Raw genomic sequence first — 25,278 nt, forward strand, 5'->3', positions numbered from 1 at the left:
CTTATTTTCCATGTGTCAAACCAATCACCCTGGCATCGGTTGCATCAATAGCAATTTCAAAGACTCCTCCTTTGTACCCTTCCGGTAAAGTTCCGGTGATTACCCAGTACAGCTCTGTTTTGTATACTTGATAAGGTCTTTGCTTAAGAATATTTTCTTCGCCATATATAGGAAACAGTATGGCTTCTGCAACGGCTATAGCAGCTTGTTTGTCTTTAATAATAGGTTTCATTCCTGCAAGAAGTAAACCCTTGGTTTCCAGAGAACGCTTTATGAATTCCTTTGCATAGGTACTGTCTTCAGAAATTTGTGAAGTAATTTTATAGGAGGTGTTTTCTCGCAAGACAATAGAATCCCCAGTATTATGGCGATCAATAGTTTATTCATTGTGACCTTGTGTAATTCTGTAATTCAATCACTCATTCGCCACTAACAGGCTTAGTTGCTCTGGTCATTTCTCTTTTGCCGGGAGGTCCCTGAAGGGTTTCTACCAGCCATCCGGTTTCTTTCAAATCCCGTTTAAACTGGCCTTTGGCACTGTAAGTAAGCAATATACCTCCTGGAGTGGTGATATCATAAAGCTTTTTCAGCATGGGTTTTTCCCAGATCTGCGGATGTTTGGAAGGAGCAAAGGCATCAAAATAGATCAGGTCGAAAATCCACATCGGTTTAAAATCTTCCAGCGTATAGGGCATTTTCCGTAACTCAAACTCAGGAGTAAGCGATATGAATTTCTCCCATTCTGTCCGGTGCAGCTGTTGAAACAAACGGTTGCGGTACTCTGTCGTATGCAGCATCTGCGGATAATTCAGCTGATCAACGAGCGAGATGTCTACCGGATGGGGTTCAACCGCTACATAATGTACTTTGGCATCGGAATGCAACACCTGGTTTATCGTGAGCCAGGCATTCAGCCCGGTACCCATTCCCACTTCCAGCACCCAGATATCCCGTTTTACCTCCAGCATATAATCCAGACCAGATTTAATAAATACATGCATTGACTCCTGTACGGCTCCATGTACAGAGTGATAACTTTCGTCCAGGTCAGAATTGTATAAGGTGTGGGAACCATCGCTTGTCAGGCGAATCTCAATTGGCATACCAAGCGGGCGTTAAAATCCTTGACATAAAAAACTACCGTTCACTAAAGAAAGTTTATTGTACGTAAAAATGTCGCCGGAAGCATCCAGTACTTTCCCACCAGCGGCGGTAAGGATGGCTTGTCCGGCAGCAGTATCCCATTCCATGGTAGGCCCATGCCGGTAATAAATGTCCGCTTTTCCTTCAGCCACCAGGCAGAACTTCAGTGAACTCCCAATAGAAATTGTCTCCACCACATCATATGGCTTTAACACTTCCTCTTCTGCCGGATCAGCATGTGAACGGCTTCCTACAGCGGTCAGTTGATTTTTTTTACGGTTTACCTGAATAGCTACTGGTTCCTGCTTTTCTTCTTGCTTAAAAGCGCCAGTACCCACCATCCCATAATACAAGGTTTGTAGTACCGGGGCATAAATCACCCCAATGACAGGCTGTTTATTTACGATAAGGGCTATATTTACAGTAAAGGCTCCATTGCGCTTAATAAATTCCTTGGTACCATCCAGCGGATCTACGAGCCAGAAAGCTGTCCAGTCTTTCCGGATTTCGTAAGCCGTATGTTTTCCTTCTTCAGAAATGATCGGAATCTGCGGATACATTGACTGCAGGCCTGCAGTAATAATTTCATCAGATTCATGGTCGGCCAGGGTAAGCGGCGACTGGTCTGCTTTCAGCTGGGTAATGGAAGAAAAATCTTCATAACCATATATTTCCATAATTTTTATCCCGGCTTGTATAGCCAGTTCATTTATGGAAGTAACGTCTATTGATCGGGGAAGGAGGCTTTCTGTGCTTGACATCCTGTAATATTACAATATTTGTAATACTTTTGCGAGAATAAATCCCTAAGACTTTTGCAAAACATTCATCCCATATTCGATAAAGTACTTTCCAGGCAGCATAAAGAGCAATTGCTTCAACAAAAATCCGTTGTCATCTGGATGATCGGATTGTCTGGCTCCGGTAAAAGTACGATAGCCAAAGAGGTGGAGAAATCCCTTCATCAGCAAGGCTTTCTCACGCAGCTACTGGATGGTGACAACCTCCGAACAGGCATCAACAACAACCTGGGCTTCAGCGAAGCCGACCGCCTGGAAAACATCCGCAGATCAGCAGAAACTGCAAAACTGTTTTTGAACTGTGGTATTATCACGATTTGCTCCTTTATAAGTCCCACTAAACAAATCCGGGAACTGGCAGCAGGTGTGATCGGACAAGAAGATTTCCTGGAAGTATATGTAAATGCGCCATTTGAAGAATGCGAACGTCGGGACGTGAAAGGCTTATATGCCAAAGCGAGAAAAGGCGAGATCAAGAATTTTACCGGACTCGATGCGCCATTCGAAGCCCCTGAACAGCCCTTCCTGGAACTTCGCACCGATCAGAAAGACCTCCCAACTTGTACACAGGAATTATTGCAGGCGATTTTACCCAGAATCCAGATAAGCTAATTGTATTTATTTCGTTGTTAGCAGCAAGTAGAGATAGTAAAAATAATATGGAATGACTTCAGGTGGATTAGTTTTGTTCATAGGAGGAGCTTTTTTTTCAATAATATCTTTTAAGCGATATAAACAGGAGAAGCGATTGAAAAATAATGGAATAAAAACTACCGGTATAATTGTAGATATAATTGAAAAAGTAGATGATGGAACCTTTTATCATCCCATAATTGAATTTAAAACTATTAAAGGTGAAGTGGTCAAATTTGAAGGAGTATCTTCTATGGATAAACCAATAATAAATGATCAAATAGAATTGCTTTACAATGAAGATAACCCTCAAGAGGCTGTGGAAGAAGATGGTGTTGCATCCAAAGGTGGAATATACTTTGCAATAGTATTGTTAATACTCTCCTTGTTAGATCTTTTTTCTATTATTAATTTAACCTATGAATCAGGGACACCCAAAACATAATTATAAAATAAACTATGCTGCTAACACTAAACCCTGCTATCTAAGCTAAAACCTAAGCAAAGGCAGGGTATGTGAGGGTTTATGTTAAGTTGGTTGTTCGTTATTGATTGTCAGGTATATATTGCCTATGTTTAAATCACAAACATGAAATTAATTCATCATGATTTGCCAGTAACTAATAACGAACAACCAACAACCATTACTTACCTTCTCTCAAAGCGTTCGCCGTCGAGAATCATGAATGTAACTCCATTGGCATCTATCTGCGGGCGTTCATCTATATCAAATTTTTTACGGGGAAGCGAAGAAGTTTCTTTGTTGCTGGTAAATACAATCTTATCACTTCTGACCGTAACATATCCTTCGCAGGTTAAGCCGCCCCACTTTCTGGTATTACAGACGCCATATCCATTGCTGTAGATTTGCAAGGCATACGTTTTAGAATCCCAGTCACCCCGGTAGACCAGGTCATCATCGTCGAGTTGGCGCTGGCAGGAAAGCAAACCAACAGATAAAATCAGCAGGAATAAAGGAAGTAGCTTTTTCATAGGAAGTCTGGTTAAAGTCTATACATAGATTCAGTAAATGAGGACGGGTAAAACCTTGGAAACAAGATGTTTCTGGCAAAGTAATAACGATCTCAGAGCAAAAATCATGCATTCGTTGTATACTATTTTACTTCGCTGAAAAAACAATCCGTCTCAAAGATTATTACTATTGCTCAAAGAAAAAAGTTTTAGAATAGCCCTTTGGATTTTCTATTTCCTGCACCAGAACTTTATAGTTCCGGATGCCTTCTTTCCGGAAAGCAGCTATATCAAAGCGGATCAGGTTTTTGTTTTTAGAAGAGGTAAGCATATATGCTTTTTTCAGCAGTTTATCGGTAGAGGCATTGATTAGCAGAATCTGAACGTTCATCTTTTTGCGGATGGGAACTTCTACTGTCAATATATCTTCCGGTGCAGGTTTGGCTTTTGGAAGCGGATGAATCTGAATATTTACTTCTTTAAGCAGATAATTTTTTTGCTGGCTGGTACTTCCAATAATTTTATAGGTATACATGCCTTCCTTTTGTACCGTATCGGTGTGAGTATAGCTATTTTGCCTGGAGCCAAAGGTATTAGTTACCGCAGCAAAACGAGTGAGTTCCAAAGATTTCTTTTCTGACTGATGGCGGCGCAGGATGTAAAACCCGGTTAGTTCGTCCCGTAAGGAATCTGGTAGCATCCATTGCAATTGCACCAGACTATCCTGTGCCTGAGCCATAGTTTCTACAGGTTGGGGTAAGCTAGTCACCGCAAAATCCGGCATCCGGGTGCGCAAGGTAAGTTCAAACTGGCAGAAATCATTCAGATACCCGTCTATATTCACCAGGTAGGTATGGTTCGCCTGTAAACTGTCAAGCGTGAGCGAAATATCATCCTGGTAACCGGTGGAATAACAAACGAGATGTGTATACGTGGAAGGTTTACAAGCTTCGCCATCAATCACTAGTGCCTGTACGCCCCGTATATCCCGGCAAGCCTGGTTGGTAATGGTGAGGTAATAGGTGCCAGCTTGTTTAGTTGTAAACTCAAACCACTGGTCGTTGTGGAAAAGAATGCAACCAGTTACGGCTTTAGTATCTACACAACTCCATTGAACGGTGCAGTTGGTGGTATTGGAAGTAAGGGTAGTATTAGACTGTAATACCAGGCGTTTCGCAATATCATCATTAATCACCTGAGCGATGGAGGGAAAGGAGAGAAGCACAAATACAAGAAATACTATTTTATTCATTTATTAGCCATAACAATATTAGAAAGTCAAGAGTGTTCAATTATAGAATGCAAAGAATGATTGAAAAGATTTAGAATTAAGTTGATGATAGCTCAGGCCGTCTTTACTTTTATTTTGCTTGCCCAAAATAAAAGTAACAAAACAAAAGGGCAGCACCAACAGAGACTTTTTTCACGCCAGATAAAATCATCGCACAATCCTCCGGCCCTCGCAAAAGGCCAAAAAAGTCCGCGCTATTGCTGCACCACCCACCGCACTCTTTCATCATCTAAAGCTGTAATGAGCAGTATGGTAGGTATTACACTCATTACAGAGTATATATTGAGTAACTTTTTAGATAATTATTGAAGTAAAATGTTAGAAAGAGAAAAAATGAACATAAAACTAAAATCAAAAAAAATCCATGCGCGGGAGGAAAAATGAAAAGCGGGGTGCGCGTGAGCCATGAGTGTTGAAGCGTTTTTCATTTTGCCAGAACTACATTCGCTTGCTTCGGCTCTCGCCTCACAAGTGTTTTGTTACTTTTATTTTGGGCAAGCAAAATAAAAGTAAGGACGGCGTATGAATAGAACAAGATAGTTATTTGTCGCAAACAGACTCTAAAAATAACTTCTCAATCAAAAACATACCCTATCTAACTCTGCTCATTCTCCTTAATACTCTTTATAAACTTGTTGGCGAATAAAAATTCTTTCAATTCCCGTACATCTGTATCAATAATGTTATTGCTGTCGCCTTCCCAGACTTTGCGGCCTTTGTATAAAAACATCACATACTCCCCGATTCCCATCACAGAGTTCATGTCATGGGTAACAACGATAGTAGTCATTTTGTATTCGTCAGTAATTTCCTTGATAAGCTCATCTATGGTTACAGCGGTAAGCGGATCGAGGCCGGAGTTAGGCTCGTCTACAAAGAGATACTTCGGATTCATTACGATTGCTCTGGCAATGCCTACCCGTTTCTGCATACCTCCGCTGATTTCAGAAGGCATCCGCAGGTTTACATTCTCCAGACCTACGCGTTTGAGACAAAAATTCACCCGGTCGAGTTTTTCCTGGCGGCTCATGGGCGTAAGCATATCGAGAGGAAACATCACATTCTCTTCTACGGTCTTGGAGTCAAACAAAGCACTTCCCTGAAAGAGCATCCCCATTTCCCGGCGGACTTCTGTACGCAGATTGCGGTCGCCATTGATAAAATCCCGGCCATCAAAGAAAACGTTGCCGCTGTCGGGCTTAATCAGGCCCACGATACATTTGAGCAATACGCTTTTACCTGTTCCGCTGCCGCCAATAATCAAACTGGTATCGCTGTCTTTAAACTTGCCGCTGATGCCAGCCAGTACTTCTTTGCCGTTAAAGGTTTTGCGAATGTCTTTAATCTCAATCATACGCTGTATCTGTAATGAGTATTGGTTAGAAATATAACCAGATATGTATTTTCAGAATTCCCCTATTGCGAGGAGATAAAGGAAACTACTTCGTTTCCTGCTTCCAAACACACTGACTTTGTGTTACCATTTAAACTCCTGTTGAACTTTATAGCAGAAGCTGAGCCAGAATGAAATCTGCCAGCAGCACAGCAATACAGCTATTGGTAACCGCATTGGTACTCGATTTTCCTACTTCCAAGGCTCCGCCTCTGGTATAAAATCCCTGGAAAGACGATATAGAAGAAATCAGAAAAGCGAAAACCACTGATTTAATGAGTGCAAAGGTTACATTGTATGCGTTAAAATCTGCGCGGATACCGTAGATATATTCCTGCGGTGTAATCACGCCGGTAAGTGTACCGGAAAGATATCCTCCGAAAATACTCAGGAATCCCGATAGAATCACAAGCATTGGGAATACGATAATAGAAGCTATGACTTTGGGAAGTACCAGGTAAGAAGCCGCATTAATTCCCATTACTTCGAGTGCATCAATTTGCTCGGTGATACGCATCGTACCTAGGCCACCAGCAATGTTGGAGCCCACTTTTCCGGAGAGTACCACACATGTAATGGTTGGGGCGAGTTCCAGAACCGTCATATCGCGAACGATAAGGCCAATAACGTAGGTCGGAATCAAAGGGCTTACCAGGTTATAAGCCGTTTGTACGGCGGTTACTGCCCCGATAAACGAGGAAACGATCACCACAATAAAGATAGAGTCTATTCCGATCAGGATACATTCATCTACCACCCGGTTTATATATACATTGAATTTTTCGCGGTTTGAGAAAAGATTTCCCATAAATGTAAGGTACTTGCCGAGCTGAGCAATCAAACTTATCATATAATAAAGGCTGGATTAATTAGGTTTATGTTACGCATCACGTGATTTTTCGGACAGCAGGTATGTGCCGTAAAGGCGCTTGCGCTAAAATACAAATCAATTGGATTATTTTGCTTAACAAACAAGTATATTTCAGAAATATTCACATACGCAGGTGTAAGTATTAGGTTGTAAATGCCAGGTTTTAGTCATGCCCCCTTCAGCAAAGTATACCTGATGTTCATCTTTAGACGCTCAGCAACATAAGTAGTACTATTTACTAAAGAAATTGGATACTCATTATGAAGCGTTGTCAGAATTGCCTGGTGCTATGCCAGATTCGCGTTGAGCAATGAACGCTTAAATGTAGGAGATGCATCATTCAGGTTAAGCAATATAGGCTTCCGGTTAAACAATGAATAGTAAATGTATGGGATGAACGCTTCGGAGTAAGCAATGAATCCATCGCTGTAAGAATTGTTAGCTCAGCCTCTGAAAAATACTTTTCAGGTTAAGAAATGCACACTCAGAGGTCAGCGTTATACTCTCAAGATCAAGCAGAATACAGGAGCCTGAATTAGATAAATAGAGATAGCTAAGTAATTAAACACAATTAAGTATAATATTTTCATCTACTTCAAGTTTTTTAAAATCAAGTTTAAAGTAAGTACCCAATCCTGAAAAGATGGTATAAAGTGCCTCCTTAAGCGCTTCTACAGACAGATAGTCTTCGGCTTTGAGCCAATGATATTTCACCTGCTTCCAAAATCGTTCGATCCTGTTAAGATGAGGACTATACTTAGGCAGCAAAAAGATGTATAATCCTTTCTGTTCCCATTCTTCTTTTTTGACTTCCCATAGGCCACATGTATGCCAGGAGGCGTTGTCTAAGACTATGACAGTAAACTTGGAAATAGATGTTGAGAAGGCCTCTACACATTCAATGATAAAGTCAGCGTTTAGACTCCCACTTTTCTGATAAGTAAGCAACTCATTATTTGTACTTAACAAGCCAAATACATTTATCCTTGTACTTCTTTGGGATAAAATAGGGGCGTGTTCGCCTTTTTTGATCCATCCATAAGGTACACAAGGGGTAAGGCAAAACCCTGATTCGTCTCCAAAATATAAATCTATACTGCCTGTCTGTGCCAAATAAAGCAAAGCATGTAATCGCTTGACTTTCTGCTCATATGCTTCTTTGTTTTGCAATGGCTTTATCCATTTACGGAAACGTTTCCATCGGTAGTCAATTTTTTTAAAAACCGCTTCAAGGTCATCTCACTCATAGCCGTGCCTAATTTAGCTTCTATCTCTCGCTTAGCTAATTTAAGTTGTTGTTTTTCTTTCTCTATGCTATTTTCCACTACTTCAACATGGGTAGCATTACTGGTAGTAAGGATGGGTTTTCTGCCTTTCCCTTTTTGGTTCTTTAACCCTACCACACCTGTTTTCTCAAAGCGATCAAACCACTTATAAATACTTAACTGACTTACTTGAAAAATGCTTGCTAACTTCTGTACTTGATAGCCTTGATTGGATAACAGTATACATTGGCAACGGTTACGTTCCTGATAACTTTTACTATCTTTATGAATCTTCTCTAAGTCTTGTTTTTGCTTGTCTGTAATCTTCTTGATATAACGCATAAGCAAAGATACAATTTGCCAAAATCTTATACTTAATTGTGTACTCTTACTTATAGCAAGCTGCCGACATAAATTTTATTCTTGTGCCGCTGGCATATGGGTGTGTTTATTTTCCTGGATTAAGAAATAAATGCAACTGCTAAAAGAGTTGTGTATCCACATTTGGGCCTTAATATAGACAGAAAGAGATATTAGAAATAAAAATAAGTTCAAACCTACAATATGAATAAACAACTCTTACTTTTTGCCGTATGCTTGCTTACTTTTGTCTTTCCTGCTTTTGCACAAGTATCTTTGATACCTAAATTTGGCCTGACCCTTGGCACTTATCAACTAAATAATGTGGAAGATAAAGAATTTATGGTAGGCTTTGCATCAGGTCTTGGTGTACACATTCCTATTCCACAGAGCACTATCTTCTCACTTCAAACAGAAGTGAATTATATTCAAAAAGGCGCTCACTATAGACGAACCGATACTCCCACAAACACGCCTATCGATTTAGCCCTCCAGATTGATAGCAAATATAAAATCAACTACTTAGAAATTCCCTTACTATTTAAAGCTACATTTGGTAAGGGTGCACTCAAATATTATTTTATGGCAGGTGAATCCATAGGTGTTGCATTGGGCGGGAACTATACCAGTCAAATCGAGGGCAATAACCAACCAGGTATTAAGCAAGAGGGCAAAATACTATTTAAAGTAAAACCTGATCAATATACCGGAGAGGATGCCTATTTTTATCCAAAGGGTTATAACCGAGTAGACCTAGGCATACAAATAGGAACAGGTATAGGCTTGCAGGTAGGCAAAGGGATGCTTTTTGCAGATGTCCGTTATGGACGAGGAGTGACTCATCTGATCAGGCATCATAAAATTGTTATTACAGAGCCCCACCCATATCTGGGAGAGATAAAAGTTGATGTAAACCGACCTGCTGATATGAAAAGCCGAACTTTTGTTTTTAGCCTTGGCTATATGATCCCTGTTGGAAAGACAAATTAAATCAAACCATAAAACGCAAGAAAAGACCGGCATAGAACACTTAACCCACTACTAAATCTAGAGCTTTAGTAGAAGCATGGGTATGTGGGGTTTGTGTTTAGTTTGCAAGGGAGAATTAAGATATACAATGAGATTAATAAATTATAATTCCAAATAGGAAAATACTTCCTGAAAAACGATTAATTAGTTAACTAACCGCTTAAAATCATGAAATATCTATTGATTTTTTTATTGTTTGGCTTCAACTTATTTGCTCATGCACAAAAAGGAAACTTTGTGATCAATACTCAAGCTTCGCCTTTAATCTTCAAAGACATAGATGGTGTAGAAGTAAATCTGGAAAAGTATAAGGGTAAAGTTATAGTGCTCAATTTCTGGAATATTGGTTGCACTGGATGTGAAGAAGAAAGAGCAGATTTAAATAAGATTTATCACCGAACAAAGAATGATAAATTAGTATTCCTTTCTGTAACAATGAACAAGGAAGAAAAAATAAAAGATTGGTTAGGTAAACACCCCATTGATTATCCAATTTTGGGGAATGTAGATTTTCTGGGGATGAAAGGGAATGAGTTCTTTCAAATTCAATGCATGCCTACTACCATTGTTATCGACAAAGAAAACAGGGTTGTATATAATCAATGTAAAACTATTTTTGAGAAGGAGAATGGGCCTGCATTTGAAAAACTCTTATCTGAATCCTTATCAAAATAAGAGCCTTAAATACCTGCTGCTAATACTCTGTAAACTGCCAACCATATCATATCGACACATTACCTAAGCACAACCAACTGATTTGCAATTGATTCATTGAAGACATTCAAATAAAATCAAAACTATGACACAGCCTACTTATCCTCTTGTAATGGTTTACAATAATAGGGTGTTAAATATAATACCAACAGAGGTTGATCTTTCTCAGCCTACACCTTTTGGTACGATCAGACCAACCGATCAAGAAGTGGCCTTTGACGGGAATGGCAATAAGTGGACTTATCGGCTAACTTCAAACCAATCAAATCAATTCGAAGTTAGCTTTTCAAAAAAACTTCTGTTGTATACGTTGCCTAGCCCGATAATAATAGTTAAGCCAGAGTGGACAAACCAGGGTGTGTATCAATTGGAAGAGTTAAAAGAGGTAATCATTGCGTGTGTTCGCAACAGTGATTATGTTATTGCATCATTCACAGATATGGATGGCGTAGAAGCTGCAATCAGCCAGGCAAATTCCTTCTATGAGTTGTATCAGAATCTAAGTAAATATGAATTTATAATAGAAGAGAATGTCCTTTGGGGGGAACAATAGCATAAATCATAAAAGCCATCAACACTTAACCCTATGACAACTATTGTCATCAGTGCAATGGATCAGCATGCAAGCAGTATGAGAGCTTTGTGCTCTATTGCCAGTAATTGAATTATGAAAAAAATTGGATTTTCACTTCTGTTATTTTTAGTCTTTACGAAAAGCTATCCACAAGTAGAAATTCGGGGTGTAAGTAGAATTGAAACAGATGGTATACAGTCTGACTCTTTAAGTAGATCGCCAAATAAGGATTTTGAAGAGCGAATTAGAATAAAGCCAATAGTAGGATCAAGCAATGATGTAGAAATAAGATTTTATGCACATACACTATTGACTCATACAAGGGATTTGAGAATTATAAAACTAAATAAAAATACATGGGAAGGAATTCTTTTTAAAGAAACAAACCACCCAAGGATTAAGATTAGAAGATATAAACTGAACCCTAAATCAGGGTTTGATGCACTTTTTAGTTTACTCCTTGAAAATAATCTGACAAGATTACCAGACCAAGAGGAACTCAAGCCCAAAATGAGGAAGGTTACAATAAAAAACGGCTGGGAAGTTGAACATAAACTTCTTGTTACCGATGGAACTGTCTATACAGTGGAGTTCAAAATTGGCGATAAATCTAGAATTTACTCTTTTCATAGCTCTGAATCCTATGCAGAGTTTTATGCGGATGTACAAGAACTGAAAGACTATGTGGCCATAAAGAAGATTTTCGAAACACAACTAAAAGAATAGCTACTGGCAACTACAAATTTGACCGTCAACCGGGTCACCCAAGCACATAATTAACGTATGAGGACAATGTCGGCTGCACTTGGTGTATTGTGCACAAGCAGGAGAAAAGCAATATATTGGTAAACAAATGTGCGATTATAAAATAAATATCATCTATCAGATTGGTCTTGAAAACCTATGAGAGCAGTATCTGGGCAGCTTCTCGTTTTATTCATTTTCCTGACAAGTTGTATGGATGAGAGCATTGCAGAAAAGCTTTATAGCAAGTGTAAGGAGAAAGATAAGTGTATCCAACAAGTTAAGCAGGTGACAAATTTCAAGTGGGAAAAGGTTTACATTTTTTCGGTTCAGGCAAATCTGGAATACATTGAAAAGATATTGGGTGTTCCTTATAAGCAGTGGAAAGACGTTGGAGACCGAATAATTTTTGTTGACAAAGGGAAAGTAGTTTATCACGAAGAATATTTTCCATATCCCGAACAAATAGAAAATGGAAGTACTTTTTTTGAAATCAATAAAGATACTTATGTGGGGCAATATAATACAGCAGTTTTTTCTGTGGAAAAGCAGGAAAATGACAAAAGAGAATGGTATTATGTTATAAAACCAATTCAATAAAAAGCATTTCATCCCCTGGACATCAGGAGAAAAGAACTTGAACCTGATACTTTGCGGAGATGGCCAGTTTTATAATGTAAACAAAAACCATATACAAACGCATGTTCACCCTCAGTCAGATAAACGACATACATGAACGTCTTGGAAAACAAGCAACCCTGGCTCAATACCTGCAGGCGCTGGAAGCTATTGGCGTAGTGAAATATGATTCATTCCTAACCGATGGGCATTCAGAATATTATGGAAAGAACAATGAAAAAATAGTTTCTCCTTCTGTGCATAAGACATTGGAAATTACCCATACTAGCAATGCGGAAAGTATGCATACGCAATTACATTTACATGAGCAGGGCAAAATAGATTATCTGGAAATGTCAAGGGGATTAGCTGAGAGCGGAATTGAAAAATGGACATTTGACACCATTCATAAGACAATTACCTATTATGGTAAAGATGGGAATAAAGTATTGGTGGAAGAGATTGAGTGAAAAAAGCATAAACTACGCATGCAAATTTGCCTGCTAATCCATACCACATGCCATACCTAAATTCCTGCCGTCTTTTTCTGTGCATTCTTCTTTTTTCGCTCACATTTCGCTGCACGCCTTCATCACCACCGCTGAAGGAACATTCTCCGGAAAAGAAAGCCAGTCAAAAAGTGTTTGCTATTCAACAAGTGAATGTTATCCCGATGACATCCGGAGGTAACATACTGCCCAATGCTACGGTGATCATTAGAAATGAACGGATTGTATCGCTCAATGGGCCCATTCCTGCTGAAGCTGAAATCATTGATGGTAAAGGAAAATGGCTTATTCCTGGTCTTATTGATATGCATGTGCATGTACCAACAGATATGCATTTTGGTCCGGCACGCCCGACGCAAGGAGCTACTCTATTTTTTGATACACAAGATATGATGACGCCTTACATTGCGAATGGAGTTACTACAATTTTCGAACTCACAGCTAAAGCTGAACACTTTGGCCAAAGAAACGAAATAGCCAGGGGCGATGTGATTGGGCCGCATATGGCACTGGCAGCGCTTATTAATGGAGGGGAAGGATCAGGAAGAGTAGTAAATACCGCCTCCGATGGTCGTCAAGCTGTTCGCAGTGCCAAAGCCGAAGGCTACGAGTTCATCAAGGTATATTCTGATCTGAATGTAGAGACATATCAGGCTATTATTGATGAAGCTAAGAAGCAGGGATTAAAAACCATCGGACATATTCCTAATGCATTTAAAGGCAGGCTGGAACAAGCCTTTGTGCCACATTTTGGAATGGTGGCGCATGGAGAGGAATTTTCGAAACAGACAAATGAATATAGCGAAGGGGATGCGCAGCGTTTTGCACAGCTTGCCAAAAAGAATGAAACCTGGCTGTCGCCTACCTTAACAACCATGGAGCGGATTTTAACTCAGGTGCGTTCACTAGACGAACTTCGTGCTTCTCCATTACTTCAATATGTGCATCCGCTTTTGCAGAGTAAATGGCTGACAGCTAATAATTATAACAGGGACACAAGCCCGGAACGTGTCGCTCATATCGGGCAACTGGTTGATTTCAATGTTAAATTGGTACGGGCTTTTAAAAAAGCCGGAGTACCGATTGTGGTCGGCACTGACACTGGCGTTTCTGGAGTAATGGCTGGATTTGCCGTTCATGATGAAATCGAATTGTTGGTAAAAGCCGGAATGACACCCCTGGAAGCGCTCGCCTCAGCCACCCGTTTGCCTGCCAGTTGGCTTGGTATCGATAACGAAGTGGGAACCATCGAAGTAGGCAAACGGGCAGACCTGATTTTGCTTGATGCTGACCCACTCACTGATATAACAAACACCAGAAAAATCAGGGGAGTTTTTGTCAATGGCAGATGGGTGGACCGGTCCACGAGCCAGGCTATGCTTTCCGGCCTCTCCAAGCGTAATCAAGCTGCCAAAAATGATTATGACTGGAACAAAAGAAGAGACTACTAAAGTATTGTTTGGCAGCAATAGGCAAGAACAAGCCCTGATCGAAATTATACCCTTGGAATCTTAGTTCAATAGCATTATTTAACTTATTTGACCTGGTGTGAGGCAGTGTTTGTTCCATTCTTACAAATTATAAATAAAAATAGCATGAAACCCACCATTTCCTATACGATCTGGTTTAGTCAGCGCAACGGAAGCACCCTGCTTTGTGAAGCTTTAAAATCTACAGGAATTGCAGGTAAACCTGGAGAATGGGTAGAAATTCCTCCTAGTAATACATTGCTGGAATTTTATCAGGCTAATGATTATTTAGACCTGCAAAATAAGCTCTGGCTACAGGGCACAACTCCTAATGGTGTGTTTGGACTTAAGGCCAATGCTCCGCGAAAAGAAAATGATTCCATCATGTGGGAGTTGGCCCAGATTCCTGGCGCTGGGTCAACGACTCTTGCTCACTCTGAGATATGGGAAAATGCTTTTCCTCATGGAAAACACATATTTCTCACCCGGAGAAATAAAGTCAGGCAAGCGGTTTCCTGGTGGAAAGCGATTGTTACCCGGCAATGGCATCTGGTAAAAGGAGAGGAGAAACAACTGTTTAATGATAATCTCAGGGAACAATATAATTTCGAAGCAATCAGGCATCTGTTCATAGAAATTTCGCTCCGGGAAAGCAAAATTCAGGCATTTCTGGAAGATGGAAACATAGTGCCCCTCACCATCGTGTATGAAGATTTTATCAAAGAATATACACACACCATCCGCAAGGTGATTACTTTCCTGGGGATTACACAGGCAGAGTATCCTATTCACGAACCTTATTATGAGCCGCTTTCCGACGAGGTATCTGAGGAGTGGGTAGAACGGTTTAGAAAAGAACTACAAAAAGATTGGAAGAATGTGATCTGGTGAAAAGAATATTAACATCTGGATAGGTATATATATAAATATTTCTACAATTGATGCAAAATAAAAAAAGTATTCTATAAGTAATTTTATGTAGGATGAAAATAGTATATCCAAACAGTTTTGAAGTAGAAGCTCAGATATTAAATGGAAAGAAACTTAAACATATAATTCAGGGACACAACTATATCATAAAACCAGATTTGTATAAGGATTTAACAGGCCGTACCTATTTGCTTGATTCAAACCAGATTATTATTGAGTTTTATGACCGTCAAGGCATTATAGTGAATACCATTGCCGATTTTCAACAAATGAAATCAGTAAAGTTTATTAAAAATCAAGTTGGTTTTCTTCACCAGAGAATATCTTATTATTTCAAACTCGTCAGACAGGAGGCAGACCGTTTAATTAATGAATTGCAAGGACAACACTTAAAACAATATAAGTCTGAATTTGAGGGTTTTTATGCATTCAAAGTTTTTCATCTATATAACAATCAAGTAATTATCCTATATGAAGATGAAGCTTATCTGTATGAAGATATAGATGCATTAGCATTTGATAATGATTATGTGTTAAATATTCATTATCCAAAACGTGGCGAATCTGGAAGAGAAGATTTCATTAAAGGGAAGTTACCTACAGAATATAACATCAACGACTACTTTGTTTATCCAGAAGAAGCAGAGGAGATAATAAGAATGCATCAATTAGGTGTAGAGCTGTATGATATACAGTACCATTCCCATTTTACAAGTATTCTTTATAAATCTTCTTATGGGTATTATATATTAATGCAAGATTTTAACCAGTTAAATGTAGGTCGTACAGGCAAGATTGGTATTGGTGAGGTATATATTTTTATGACAAAGGAAGATTTTGATAAAGACTACCAGAATAAACTTAAATGGAGAAAAGAATTTGACTCAAATCCAGAATTAAGAAATGGAGTACATATCTACAAAAAACTTTCAGATAAGTATGGAAAATATTTTCCAAATCATACGTTTGAAGAAATTAAAAAATTACCTGTCCTATTAAACTTCGACCCAGAAAGACTTAATTTTTCAGAAGAGTGCTTGCAAATTTTGAGTGAATCAATTAAATGGAATTATGGAGGCGAAGAGTTTTTTCGATTACTTATCCATCCTATTTTGGCTTATATTGGTGAGTACAATAAAAAGAAAGGAAATGGTGACTGGAAAATGAAATTGGATCGTGAAGGAGAAGTTTGGGAACCACGGTTTATAGATTCTCGGGGAAATGAAGTTTTTGATATTTTTTATTTATGGAAGGATTTTCATGAGGCTGAATATGGAATCCCACGCGTTGAATATTATATCAGGTAGTATTATTACTGTCGTATACTAAAGCTACAAAAAGTTCTTATACATGATTAAAAATCACAAACTATATTTACTAGCAACCAGCAACAAATAACTATAACCAAAAGCAGTAGCTATGAACAAATTAATTGTGGTAACAGGCGGCACTAAAGGAATTGGCCGGGCAATAATTGAGACATTTGCCCGGAACGGCTTTGATGTAGTAACCTGTGCCCGTAATGCGCAGGATCTGCAGCAGCTACAGCGGGAAATCAAGCTAGCCTTTCCCTCCATACAGCTTTTTGCCCGGCAAGCCGATCTGTCAAAAAAAGAAGAGGTGAACCGTTTTGCCGGTTTTGTATTGGGGCTGCAACGAAATATAGATGTACTGGTAAATAATACCGGGTATTTTGTGCCGGGACAAATACACAATGAGCCGGAAGGTACACTGGAAAATATGATGGATACCAATCTGTATAGCGCCTATTATCTTACCAGGCATTTAATTTCAGGCATGATGGAAAGGAAGGATGGCTATGTGTTTAATATCTGTTCCATTGCCAGTATTATGGCTTATCCTAATGGAGGGGCCTATAGCATTACCAAATTCGCCCTTTATGGCCTCACCAAAGTATTGCGGGAAGAAATGAAACCTTTTGGTATCCGGGTCACAGCAGTACTTCCGGGAGCAACCCTTACTGCCAGCTGGGAAGGGGTAGATTTGCCAGCTGAACGCTTTATGAAGGCTGAAGACGTAGCTGAATCTATGTACAATGCCTTTGCCCTCTCCAGACAATCGGTTGTAGAAGAAATCCTCATCCGTCCGCAACTGGGAGACCTGTAGGGTAATACTGCGGAAATCTGGGGAATGAGAAGAGAAAACTGAACGAATACTTCTCTATTTCGGGTAGATTAGTTTTAATTATTATGGGTCAAACTTCCGGCAATAAGTTAACTACTGGCCAGTTATCCGGCCTGTTTTCGCTTACCGGCAAACGGTGAAAAGAACATGCCTTAAGTAACCCATCTCAAGGCTTTCCCTTTAAAATGTACGCCTACGCTTTCTGGCAGCGAGATTTTTTCTCCTCAATCATTGCAATGAATAAAGCAAAAACGTTCTGGCGTAATGCTTTCTGAAAACGCCTGTGGCAGGCGGCTAAAGAGAATACCATTAAAATTATCCTGCGAGGAACAGCAAGCAAATAGGATTCCAGCCAGCCTTTTCCTGCTGACAGGATATGTTTTTAATGTATTCATGACTAAATGCCAGTAATCATGCTTAGCCACAAAAAAGCGCAACCTGTTTATGGCTACGCTTATATAAAATGCTGAGAAAATTCCGGTTTAACCAGAGAATTTACTTCTTGTCTTTCTTCTTCTTATCTTTTCCTCCGCCAAACACTGAAAAGCGTATATAGCGTCCCGGGTTTGCCTTTACATCAATAAACAAACTATCCAGGTCCTCGGCAGCATTGTTAAGATTCGTATATAAAGAATCGTTTTTAGCCAATTTACCTAAAGTCCCCTGGCCTTCATTAATCTGATTCAAGGTCCGGTTGAGGCTGGCAATTGAAGCGTTGGCGTTATCTACCGCTTTGGCTAGTTGCATCCGCTGCAAGGTATCGGTAAAATTGTTCAGGTTGCGCATGATGGGTTTTATACCGGTACGGCTGTCATTGAGTGTAGTTGACAAGGTATTCAGATTGCTCATGATACCTTTAATGGCATCATCATTACTATCCAGTGTATTGTTCAGCGAAGAGGACGTTTTTTTCATGCTTAGTAAGGTGGCATCAATGGTTTGGGTAACCCCTTGGAATTGCTTCACCAGCTGGTTAATATTATGAATAGCAGAATCCAGATTTTGGGCAAGCGGAGTAGCTTTAGCCTGAATGATCTCAGCAATTCCCTGCTCTTTGGCACTCCGCAGTGTATCATCCGATTCTTTTACACGGGTAACTGGGCCTACAATCAGGTTAATATATTTACCTCCCAATACTCCACTGCTGGCAAGCATCGCTGTGGTAGAATCGCTCAGGGCTATCTTGCGGTCAATATCTAAAGTGACCAGCAGCTTGTTGTTCCGGTTTTGCAGAATGGTAATCTCTTTCACCCGTCCGACAGCTAGTCCGTTCAGCGTAACCGGATTGGAAACAGTGAGTCCATCTATATTATCATATACGGCATAATAACTGTTATTGGGGGAAAAAAAATCTACTCCTTTCAGGAAATTAAAACCCAGGTAGAGCACTATACCTGAAACGATGGCAAGCAGGCCTACTTTTACTTCTTTGGATATTTTCACACAAGTAAAATTTAATTATATAATTTGGTTATGCGGAATCCGGTTTTCCGGAGCCAGTTTAAACGGGAAATATACTTAATCGTTCATGGATTCAATGTCCTCCTTGTATTCACGGAAGGCTCTGAATATACCGGAAGCAATAAATTCCTGGTTGGCTACATTTGTTAGATAGCGTTCTTCCGTCTGGTTGGTCAGATAGCCGATTTCTACCAGCACACTGGGCATCGATGTTTTCCATAATACAATAAAACCGGCTTGTTTCACCCCACGGCTTTTACGGTTCACCCGTTTCTGGAACTGTGTTTCGATATGACTGGCCAGTAACAGGCTGTTTTCAATATAGGCACTCTGGTAGTTGGCAAGCAGGATGTGGGCCATAGGCGAATTAGGATCAAACCCCTCGTATTTCTCCTCATGGTCTTTTTCCTGCAAAATAACAGAATTCTCCCGTTTGGCTACATCCAGGTTATCTTCCGATTTATGCAAACCAAGTGTATAGGTTTCAGTGCCGTATATAGACGGATTTGAAATGGCATTGCAATGGATAGAAATGAACAAATCTGCATGGTTTTTATTGGCCAGGCCTGCCCGGTCGTGAAGTTCAATAAACTTATCGGTAGTACGGGTATAAATTACTTTCACTTCAGGCATAAATTTTTTAATGATTTTGCCTAATTGAAGCGCAACTTTTAGGGCAACATCTTTTTCCTTGGCAGATTTGCCATGCGTACCAGGATCATGACCTCCATGCCCGGCATCAATTACAATTGTTCGTACCTTGAATGGATTACGTGTCTCCAGGCTGGTGAAAGAACAAAGTATAATAAGTAAGGTAAGAGATAAACCTGCAAGAATATGTTTCACGGTACCTCCCAAGGTTAATAATGACAGGTTATTTGACGCAAAAATGTAAATTTTATTTGATTTTTCTGCTTTCCCTTGCATTTTTGACGTAAGAATACTACTTAAAGTACTATAAAAATTAAGGTTTAGGAGTGTTTATCCTCATTTTATAGGATTTTGTTATATTTTATTAACGTTTTCTAATCCCGGAAATTATATCTTCTCAATCTGGCTAAATTATATACTTCTTAAGTATTCGCCTGAGCCCTTTGTTGAAAAACGAGATTCATTTAGTAAATAATAAACTGCATTCATTATTACTATCCATCTTCTAGTGTTTTTCTTTATTGTTATTCATTAAATCTGTATTGGATAATACTACGTTAAAATCTTCGTCCAGCAACTTCACTACATCACCCTTCCTGGTACATCCCGGGCATAGGCTTTCATACAAGCCCATGGCTCTTTTATGGTCTGGGGCTTTAAAATAAGATTTTATGGTGCCTTGCTTGTCCTCCACCCGTACCAAGTAGAACATATAGAAATATTGAAGATCAATAATCCTTTACCTGTATTATACGCATAAGGTTTCAAAAGTTCTTTATCTGATGAGTAAACCAACAGGCAGGTCTATGATAATCAGCTAAATACTTTATGCTTTTAAAATTACAGAATTGAGCGGAAAAATAATGCTAATATTAAAAAAACCAGAATAAAGTTATAACAGGTAAGAAATTACGTATAAGACAAAGATTTCTGGTTCTTCAAACCTTCCTGATCAAAGCCTTGTTATTTTTGAATAGAAGGATTGCATGTAAGGCTGTTGAAACTTTTTCTGCCTGAAATTTTATAGAAAGTACCTACATTTGCTAAAAGCTCATTTTTATTGATCCTATGATACTTGTGCCAGACACTTCCCTGCAACTCAATACAAGATATTGTAATTCGCTTACCAGCTATTCCCGACGCAAAACCATAGACGTACAAATTGGGGATGTGCCTCTAGGTAGCAATTTTCCTATCCGGGTACAATCGATGACTACCATAGATACCATGGATACGCAAGGGTCGGTAGAGCAAAGCATCCGTATGATCGAGGCTGGTTGTGAATATGTACGGATTACGGCACCTAGCATGAAAGAAGCACAGAACCTGGAAAATATACGTAAAGAACTTCGCAAACGGGGATATAATACGCCACTGATCGCTGATATTCATTTTACCCCCAATGCAGCTGAACTGGCTGCCAGACTGGTGGAGAAAGTGCGTGTCAATCCGGGAAATTATGCCGATAAAAAGCGATTTGAAGTCATTGACTATACAGAATCCAGTTACCAGGCTGAACTGGAAAGAATTCGGGAACGCTTTATTCCGCTGGTGAAAATTTGTAAGGAATATGGAACAGCCATGCGTATCGGCACCAATCATGGTTCTTTATCCGACCGTATCTTGAGCCGCTATGGTGATACGCCTCTTGGTATGGTTGAATCTGCCCTGGAGTTTCTGCGAATTTGTGAAGATTTAAGCTACTACAATATTGTGCTTTCTATGAAAGCCAGCAATACGCAGGTAATGGTGCAAGCCTACCGCTTGCTGGTACAGAAACTCGATGAGGAAGGTTTTAAAGCCTATCCCTTACACCTGGGGGTTACTGAAGCAGGCGAAGCAGAGGATGGACGTATAAAATCGGCAGTGGGCATTGGTACTTTACTGGAAGATGGCTTAGGCGATACCGTACGGGTTTCATTAACGGAAGAGCCTGAATTGGAAGCCCCTGTCGCCCGTACCTTGATTGACAGGTATACCCACCGGGAGGCTCAACAAAAGCCTATTTTACCGATTGAGCATTCCCCTATTCATCCCTTTCAGTATTTCCGCAGAAAAACCCACGAAGTAGTAAATATAGGGGGGCATAATGTGCCGAGGGTAGTAGCCGATTATTCCAGAGTTGAGAATTTGCAAATAGAAGACCTGAAAGGAATCGGACATTTTTACCTGCCCCTTCCTGATAAGTGGAGAATGAATGACCTGGGGGCTGACTACATCTATACCGGCATCCATCCGGCTCCGTTTATGTTACCCAATGGTTTGAAAGAAATAGTGGATTATCCCATCTGGCAACAGACTGCTGATAAAGTGAATACTTTTCCGGTGTTAGAGAACTATGAATTTCTGGATGTAAATGAAAAACACTTAACGTTAAACTTTGTACGGGTTCAATTGCTATATATTACTGGCGATCAGAACTTGAATCAGTCTGATCCGGGATTGGTTTTGCTAACAGCTATCAAAGCAGACCCCACAGCGGTGCTATTGATAGAAACGGGAAATGCCCATGCGATGGCGGAACTGCGGCGTTTGTTTTTCCTGCTGATTACCCACCAGATCACAAATCCGGTTATTATTCTGCGGAGCTTTGATTTACTGCCAGACGACACCCTGCAATTATATGCGGCTACAGATTGCGGCGGTTTATTAATAGATGGCTTAGGGGATGGCATTATGCTGGGTGCAGATTATGTAGCTGAACTGGAAAAACCGAAATTATTAAAAGTATTGTCTAGCTATAACCAGACTGCTTTCGGTATACTACAGGCAGCCCGCACCAGAATGTCTAAAACGGAATACATTTCCTGTCCGTCGTGTGGCCGTACTTTATTTGATTTGCAGGAAACCACAGCCATGATCCGCAAGCGTACCGACCACCTGAAAGGAATTAAGATAGGTATTATGGGCTGTATTGTAAACGGTCCGGGCGAAATGGCAGATGCTGATTATGGCTATGTAGGTGTAGGCAAAGGAAAAATTGCGCTCTACCGGGGGCAAAACGTGATTAAAAAAGCTGTACCTGCCGAACATGCTGTAGACGAACTGATTGAACTCATCCGGGAAGACGGTAACTGGATCGAACCAGAAGCAGAAGGAATATAAGTTGATTGGTACCAGTTTTTATAGGATTTGAGGATTATTGTCTGGAAACTGGATTTGCTTAATTGATCGGATAAAAAAAACTCCTAAATCCAGGTTCCAGACTACTCATTTCTCAAACTTTTTACCGGATTGGCTATAGCAGCTTTCACCGACTGGTAACAAACCGTAATTCCGGCAATAACACAAGTGATCAGGATTGCCCACAGGAAAATATCTGCGCTCAGTTTGATGCCATAGGGATAATCTTCCAGCCATTGGTGCATAAAATATCCGGCCAGGGGTGCTGCGATCAGAAAAGCAATCAGCAGCAATCGGGCAAATTCTTTAGTAAACAATAATATGATCTGGCTGACTGATGCGCCCAATACTTTGCGGATGCCGATCTCTTTGGTTTTCTGAATAGCCATAAACGATACCAGTCCATATAAGCCCAGGCAACTGATGAATACGGCGATTCCGGCGAACACATTCGTTAAAGTAGCCATTACTTCTTCTGCCTGGTAATACCTGGCAATCGTTTCATCCAGAAAAGCATATTCAAATACCTGATTTGCGAATACCTGCGTCCAGGCGGATTCTATATTCCCGATCGCTTTTTGCAGGTTTTGTGTATGCAATTGAACACTGGCCAGAAGATAATCTCTGTTAACAGGTGCCAGTATCATGGGGTCTATTTCGTTGTGCAGCGAGTGTAAATGAAAGTCTTTCACCACACCAACAATAGGAAAACTCTTTTCCCAAATATGCAAAGGTTTGCCAATGATAGTTTCCGGATCAGTAATACCTAGTCTGTGCATCAGCGTTTCATTGATCACAACTTCCCGCATACTATCACTAGGTAGGTAATTGCGTCCGGCCACCAGCTGTAATCCATATAAATCCAGAAAATGATGATCGGCAGCTTTTACGTTCACCTGAAAACCTTCTTTTTCAGTACGGCTGTCAAAACGGATAAAATCATAATTATTATTGCCGTTAGATACCGGAGCTGTCAGGCTGAAACTGACTTTGGCGACCTCAGGTAATTGTAACAACTTGTTCCGGAAGGTTTGGAGTGTGGTTTTATCCCGGTCAAACAGGGTAATATTGAGAATGGCTTCTTTTTGAAAGCCAAGATCTGCATTTCTGAAATAATGCATCTGATAGGCAATCACCAGCATACCAATAATTAATGCCTGCGACAAGGTAAACTGCACAATGACCAGTCCCCGGCGTAAAGAAAGTCCACCTACCTGAGCGGCACTAATTCTGCCTTTTAAGGCAGTAACGGGCTTAAAGCCTGACAATATCAAAGACGGATATAACCCTGAAAAGAGTATAACCAATGCTGTGAGTGCCACCAGAAAAGTAAGTAAGTATCCATCCTGGAAGAAATCAACCTGTAATTGCGTATCCATCAGCGCATTCTGATAGGGCAAAGCAACCGAACTCAGCACGATAGATAACAGGATAGCCAGGAGGGTAAGAATAGCCGTTTCATTAATAAATTGCCAGAAAAGCTGTAGTCGGGTGCTTCCCAGTACTTTTCGCACACCCACTTCTTTTGCCCGCCGGATCGCCTGGGCAGTAGATAAATTAATAAAATTGATACAGGCAATAACGATAATGAACAGTCCGATCAACGCCATTACATACAGCGACTGTTTTTGCACTTCCCCATAATACTGCTGATTAAAATGAATATCAGATAAAGGTTGCAGCACATGTTTAAATACTTTTGCATCTTCTGCACTGTAGTATTTTTTGTGCAAATCTGGAAGTGCTTTGGTAAGCTGAGCAGCGTCGAATCCCTCTGAAAGCAGCACATAGCAAGTAGTAGCACTATTGATCCAGCCCCAGTTGCCTTTGTAATACTGCGGATTGATGTCTTTATGTGTGCTATAGGAAACAAACATATCATACTTCAGATCAGTATTGGCCGGAGAATCTTCCAGCAGGCCGGTTACTTTCAGGTTAATGCGGTTGTCGGCTTTCATAACCTTGCCTATTGGATTCTGGTCACCAAAGAATTTTTCTGCCGATCTTCTTGTAAGCACTACTGAGTTGGGTTCTGTAAGCGCAGTAACCGGATTTCCGGCGATCCATCGGTAATCAAACATATCGAAAAATGCCGGCTCTACCAGAGCAATTCCATTGTTTTGAAGGAAACGGTCTGGCGAATTTTTTCCCGGATTATTGATTTCCAGTAGGAACCCATAATTGGCTACCAGCATGGATACCTTTTTAATCTGCGGAAAATCATTTTTTAAGGCTTCGCCCAAGGGAACAGGCGACCCAGGCGAATAAGTAGTGCCTTCCGGCATATGCATTTCTGTTACTACCCGGTAAATCTGACTGGCGTTACTATGGTGCGCATCTGCCGTAAGATGGAATTTTACCAGCAAAAAGATAAGGAGGCTGCACGTGACTCCCAGTGCCAGACCTAATACATTCAGAATGGTATGTGTCTTGTGCCGGAGCAGATTTCTGCAGGCAATCATCAGGTAGTTTCTCAGCATAGGTGTAAGTGTTTATTCTGGAACCTGGATTTTCAGGATTGAAGCTTTAGTTAACTGTTTATATTCTGTTAATCTATCTTTTTCTTGTTGCAGTAGAAAATCC

The 25,278-nt window shown here is 40.1% G+C and carries 26 protein-coding genes; 13 read left to right on the plus strand and 13 right to left on the minus strand.

Annotation, left to right across the window (positions count from 1 at the left end):
- Position 1 precedes the first annotated feature (1 nt).
- From GXP67_RS29050 to cysQ, 3 genes are all read right to left on the minus strand, one after another.
- Positions 2-343 carry an NTF2 fold immunity protein gene (locus GXP67_RS29050; protein WP_162446384.1) on the minus strand — a complete coding sequence of 114 codons (342 nt, stop codon included), beginning with the start codon at positions 341-343 and terminating at the stop codon, positions 2-4.
- A 76-nt stretch (positions 344-419) separates the two neighbouring features.
- The gene (mnmD, locus tag GXP67_RS29055; protein ID WP_162446385.1) at positions 420-1,103 is read right to left on the minus strand and encodes a tRNA (5-methylaminomethyl-2-thiouridine)(34)-methyltransferase MnmC2; all 684 of its coding nucleotides are present in this window, start codon (positions 1,101-1,103) and stop codon (positions 420-422) included.
- A gap of 12 nt (positions 1,104-1,115) precedes the next feature.
- The gene (gene cysQ, locus GXP67_RS29060) at positions 1,116-1,904 is read right to left on the minus strand and encodes a 3'(2'),5'-bisphosphate nucleotidase CysQ (protein WP_162446386.1); all 789 of its coding nucleotides are present in this window, start codon (positions 1,902-1,904) and stop codon (positions 1,116-1,118) included.
- 54 nt (positions 1,905-1,958) lie between these two features.
- Here cysQ and cysC point away from each other — a divergent pair, with 54 nt between their 5' ends.
- Together cysC and GXP67_RS29070 are read left to right on the plus strand one after the other, a co-directional pair.
- Positions 1,959-2,555, plus strand: a complete 597-nt coding sequence (cysC, locus tag GXP67_RS29065) for an adenylyl-sulfate kinase (RefSeq protein ID WP_162446387.1) — start codon at positions 1,959-1,961, stop codon at positions 2,553-2,555.
- 52 nt (positions 2,556-2,607) lie between these two features.
- The gene (locus GXP67_RS29070) at positions 2,608-3,021 is read left to right on the plus strand and encodes a DUF3592 domain-containing protein (protein ID WP_162446388.1); all 414 of its coding nucleotides are present in this window, start codon (positions 2,608-2,610) and stop codon (positions 3,019-3,021) included.
- Between the two features lie 203 nt (positions 3,022-3,224).
- On the opposite strand, the gene GXP67_RS29075 is transcribed toward GXP67_RS29070, so the two are convergent.
- From GXP67_RS29075 to GXP67_RS29100, 6 genes are all read right to left on the minus strand, one after another.
- Positions 3,225-3,569, minus strand: a complete 345-nt coding sequence (locus GXP67_RS29075) for a hypothetical protein (protein ID WP_162446389.1) — start codon at positions 3,567-3,569, stop codon at positions 3,225-3,227.
- Positions 3,570-3,735: 166 nt separating this feature from the next.
- Positions 3,736-4,800, minus strand: coding sequence for a hypothetical protein (locus GXP67_RS29080; protein WP_162446390.1), 1,065 nt, complete (start codon positions 4,798-4,800; stop codon positions 3,736-3,738).
- Positions 4,801-5,434: 634 nt separating this feature from the next.
- Positions 5,435-6,193, minus strand: a complete 759-nt coding sequence (locus GXP67_RS29085) for an ABC transporter ATP-binding protein (RefSeq protein ID WP_162446391.1) — start codon at positions 6,191-6,193, stop codon at positions 5,435-5,437.
- Positions 6,194-6,341: 148 nt separating this feature from the next.
- Positions 6,342-7,070, minus strand: a complete 729-nt coding sequence (locus tag GXP67_RS29090; protein ID WP_162448090.1) for an MlaE family ABC transporter permease — start codon at positions 7,068-7,070, stop codon at positions 6,342-6,344.
- 594 nt (positions 7,071-7,664) lie between these two features.
- Positions 7,665-8,273 carry an IS630 family transposase gene (locus GXP67_RS29095; protein ID WP_232064508.1) on the minus strand — a complete coding sequence of 203 codons (609 nt, stop codon included), beginning with the start codon at positions 8,271-8,273 and terminating at the stop codon, positions 7,665-7,667.
- 5 nt (positions 8,274-8,278) lie between these two features.
- Positions 8,279-8,710, minus strand: a complete 432-nt coding sequence (locus GXP67_RS29100; protein WP_162441276.1) for a helix-turn-helix domain-containing protein — start codon at positions 8,708-8,710, stop codon at positions 8,279-8,281.
- 222 nt (positions 8,711-8,932) lie between these two features.
- Here GXP67_RS29100 and GXP67_RS29105 point away from each other — a divergent pair, with 222 nt between their 5' ends.
- The 10 genes from GXP67_RS29105 (at position 8,933) to GXP67_RS29150 (ending at position 17,442) form a co-directional block, all read left to right on the plus strand.
- A complete protein-coding gene (locus GXP67_RS29105; protein ID WP_162446392.1) occupies positions 8,933-9,718 on the plus strand; it encodes a porin family protein in 786 nt (261 codons plus the stop codon).
- A gap of 207 nt (positions 9,719-9,925) precedes the next feature.
- On the plus strand, positions 9,926-10,432 hold the full coding sequence (locus GXP67_RS29110) for a TlpA disulfide reductase family protein (protein ID WP_162446393.1): 507 nt from the start codon (positions 9,926-9,928) through the stop codon (positions 10,430-10,432).
- Positions 10,433-10,556: 124 nt separating this feature from the next.
- Entirely contained in the window at positions 10,557-11,024 is a 468-nt protein-coding gene (locus tag GXP67_RS29115) for a hypothetical protein (RefSeq protein ID WP_162446394.1), read from the plus strand.
- Positions 11,025-11,138: 114 nt separating this feature from the next.
- Entirely contained in the window at positions 11,139-11,771 is a 633-nt protein-coding gene (locus GXP67_RS29120; protein ID WP_162446395.1) for a hypothetical protein, read from the plus strand.
- 177 nt (positions 11,772-11,948) lie between these two features.
- Positions 11,949-12,389, plus strand: a complete 441-nt coding sequence (locus GXP67_RS29125) for a hypothetical protein (protein ID WP_162446396.1) — start codon at positions 11,949-11,951, stop codon at positions 12,387-12,389.
- Between the two features lie 101 nt (positions 12,390-12,490).
- A complete protein-coding gene (locus tag GXP67_RS29130) occupies positions 12,491-12,877 on the plus strand; it encodes a DUF1398 domain-containing protein (RefSeq protein ID WP_162446397.1) in 387 nt (128 codons plus the stop codon).
- A gap of 47 nt (positions 12,878-12,924) precedes the next feature.
- Positions 12,925-14,367 carry an amidohydrolase family protein gene (locus GXP67_RS29135; protein WP_162446398.1) on the plus strand — a complete coding sequence of 481 codons (1,443 nt, stop codon included), beginning with the start codon at positions 12,925-12,927 and terminating at the stop codon, positions 14,365-14,367.
- Positions 14,368-14,511: 144 nt separating this feature from the next.
- Positions 14,512-15,276, plus strand: coding sequence for a Stf0 family sulfotransferase (locus GXP67_RS29140; RefSeq protein ID WP_162446399.1), 765 nt, complete (start codon positions 14,512-14,514; stop codon positions 15,274-15,276).
- A 92-nt stretch (positions 15,277-15,368) separates the two neighbouring features.
- Positions 15,369-16,622: a hypothetical protein gene (locus GXP67_RS29145; RefSeq protein ID WP_162446400.1), complete on the plus strand. Its 1,254-nt coding sequence runs from the start codon at positions 15,369-15,371 to the stop codon at positions 16,620-16,622.
- A 112-nt stretch (positions 16,623-16,734) separates the two neighbouring features.
- On the plus strand, positions 16,735-17,442 hold the full coding sequence (locus GXP67_RS29150) for an SDR family oxidoreductase (RefSeq protein ID WP_162446401.1): 708 nt from the start codon (positions 16,735-16,737) through the stop codon (positions 17,440-17,442).
- A 513-nt stretch (positions 17,443-17,955) separates the two neighbouring features.
- Here GXP67_RS29150 and GXP67_RS29155 read toward each other — a convergent pair.
- The 3 genes from GXP67_RS29155 to GXP67_RS29165 all read right to left on the minus strand — a co-directional run bounded on the left by GXP67_RS29155 (position 17,956) and on the right by GXP67_RS29165 (position 20,284).
- On the minus strand, positions 17,956-18,903 hold the full coding sequence (locus tag GXP67_RS29155; protein WP_162446402.1) for an MlaD family protein: 948 nt from the start codon (positions 18,901-18,903) through the stop codon (positions 17,956-17,958).
- 75 nt (positions 18,904-18,978) lie between these two features.
- Positions 18,979-19,767: an N-acetylmuramoyl-L-alanine amidase family protein gene (locus GXP67_RS29160; RefSeq protein WP_162446403.1), complete on the minus strand. Its 789-nt coding sequence runs from the start codon at positions 19,765-19,767 to the stop codon at positions 18,979-18,981.
- A gap of 310 nt (positions 19,768-20,077) precedes the next feature.
- On the minus strand, positions 20,078-20,284 hold the full coding sequence (locus GXP67_RS29165) for a hypothetical protein (protein WP_162446404.1): 207 nt from the start codon (positions 20,282-20,284) through the stop codon (positions 20,078-20,080).
- Between the two features lie 356 nt (positions 20,285-20,640).
- Here GXP67_RS29165 and ispG point away from each other — a divergent pair, with 356 nt between their 5' ends.
- Positions 20,641-22,677, plus strand: coding sequence for a (E)-4-hydroxy-3-methylbut-2-enyl-diphosphate synthase (ispG, locus tag GXP67_RS29170; RefSeq protein WP_162446405.1), 2,037 nt, complete (start codon positions 20,641-20,643; stop codon positions 22,675-22,677).
- 101 nt (positions 22,678-22,778) lie between these two features.
- Here ispG and GXP67_RS29175 read toward each other — a convergent pair whose 3' ends face one another.
- Positions 22,779-25,175 carry an ABC transporter permease gene (locus GXP67_RS29175; protein ID WP_162446406.1) on the minus strand — a complete coding sequence of 799 codons (2,397 nt, stop codon included), beginning with the start codon at positions 25,173-25,175 and terminating at the stop codon, positions 22,779-22,781.
- Between the last annotated feature and the right edge of the window lie 103 nt (positions 25,176-25,278).

Source organism: Rhodocytophaga rosea, assembly GCF_010119975.1.
Taxonomy (GTDB): Bacteria; Bacteroidota; Bacteroidia; order Cytophagales; family 172606-1; genus Rhodocytophaga; species Rhodocytophaga rosea.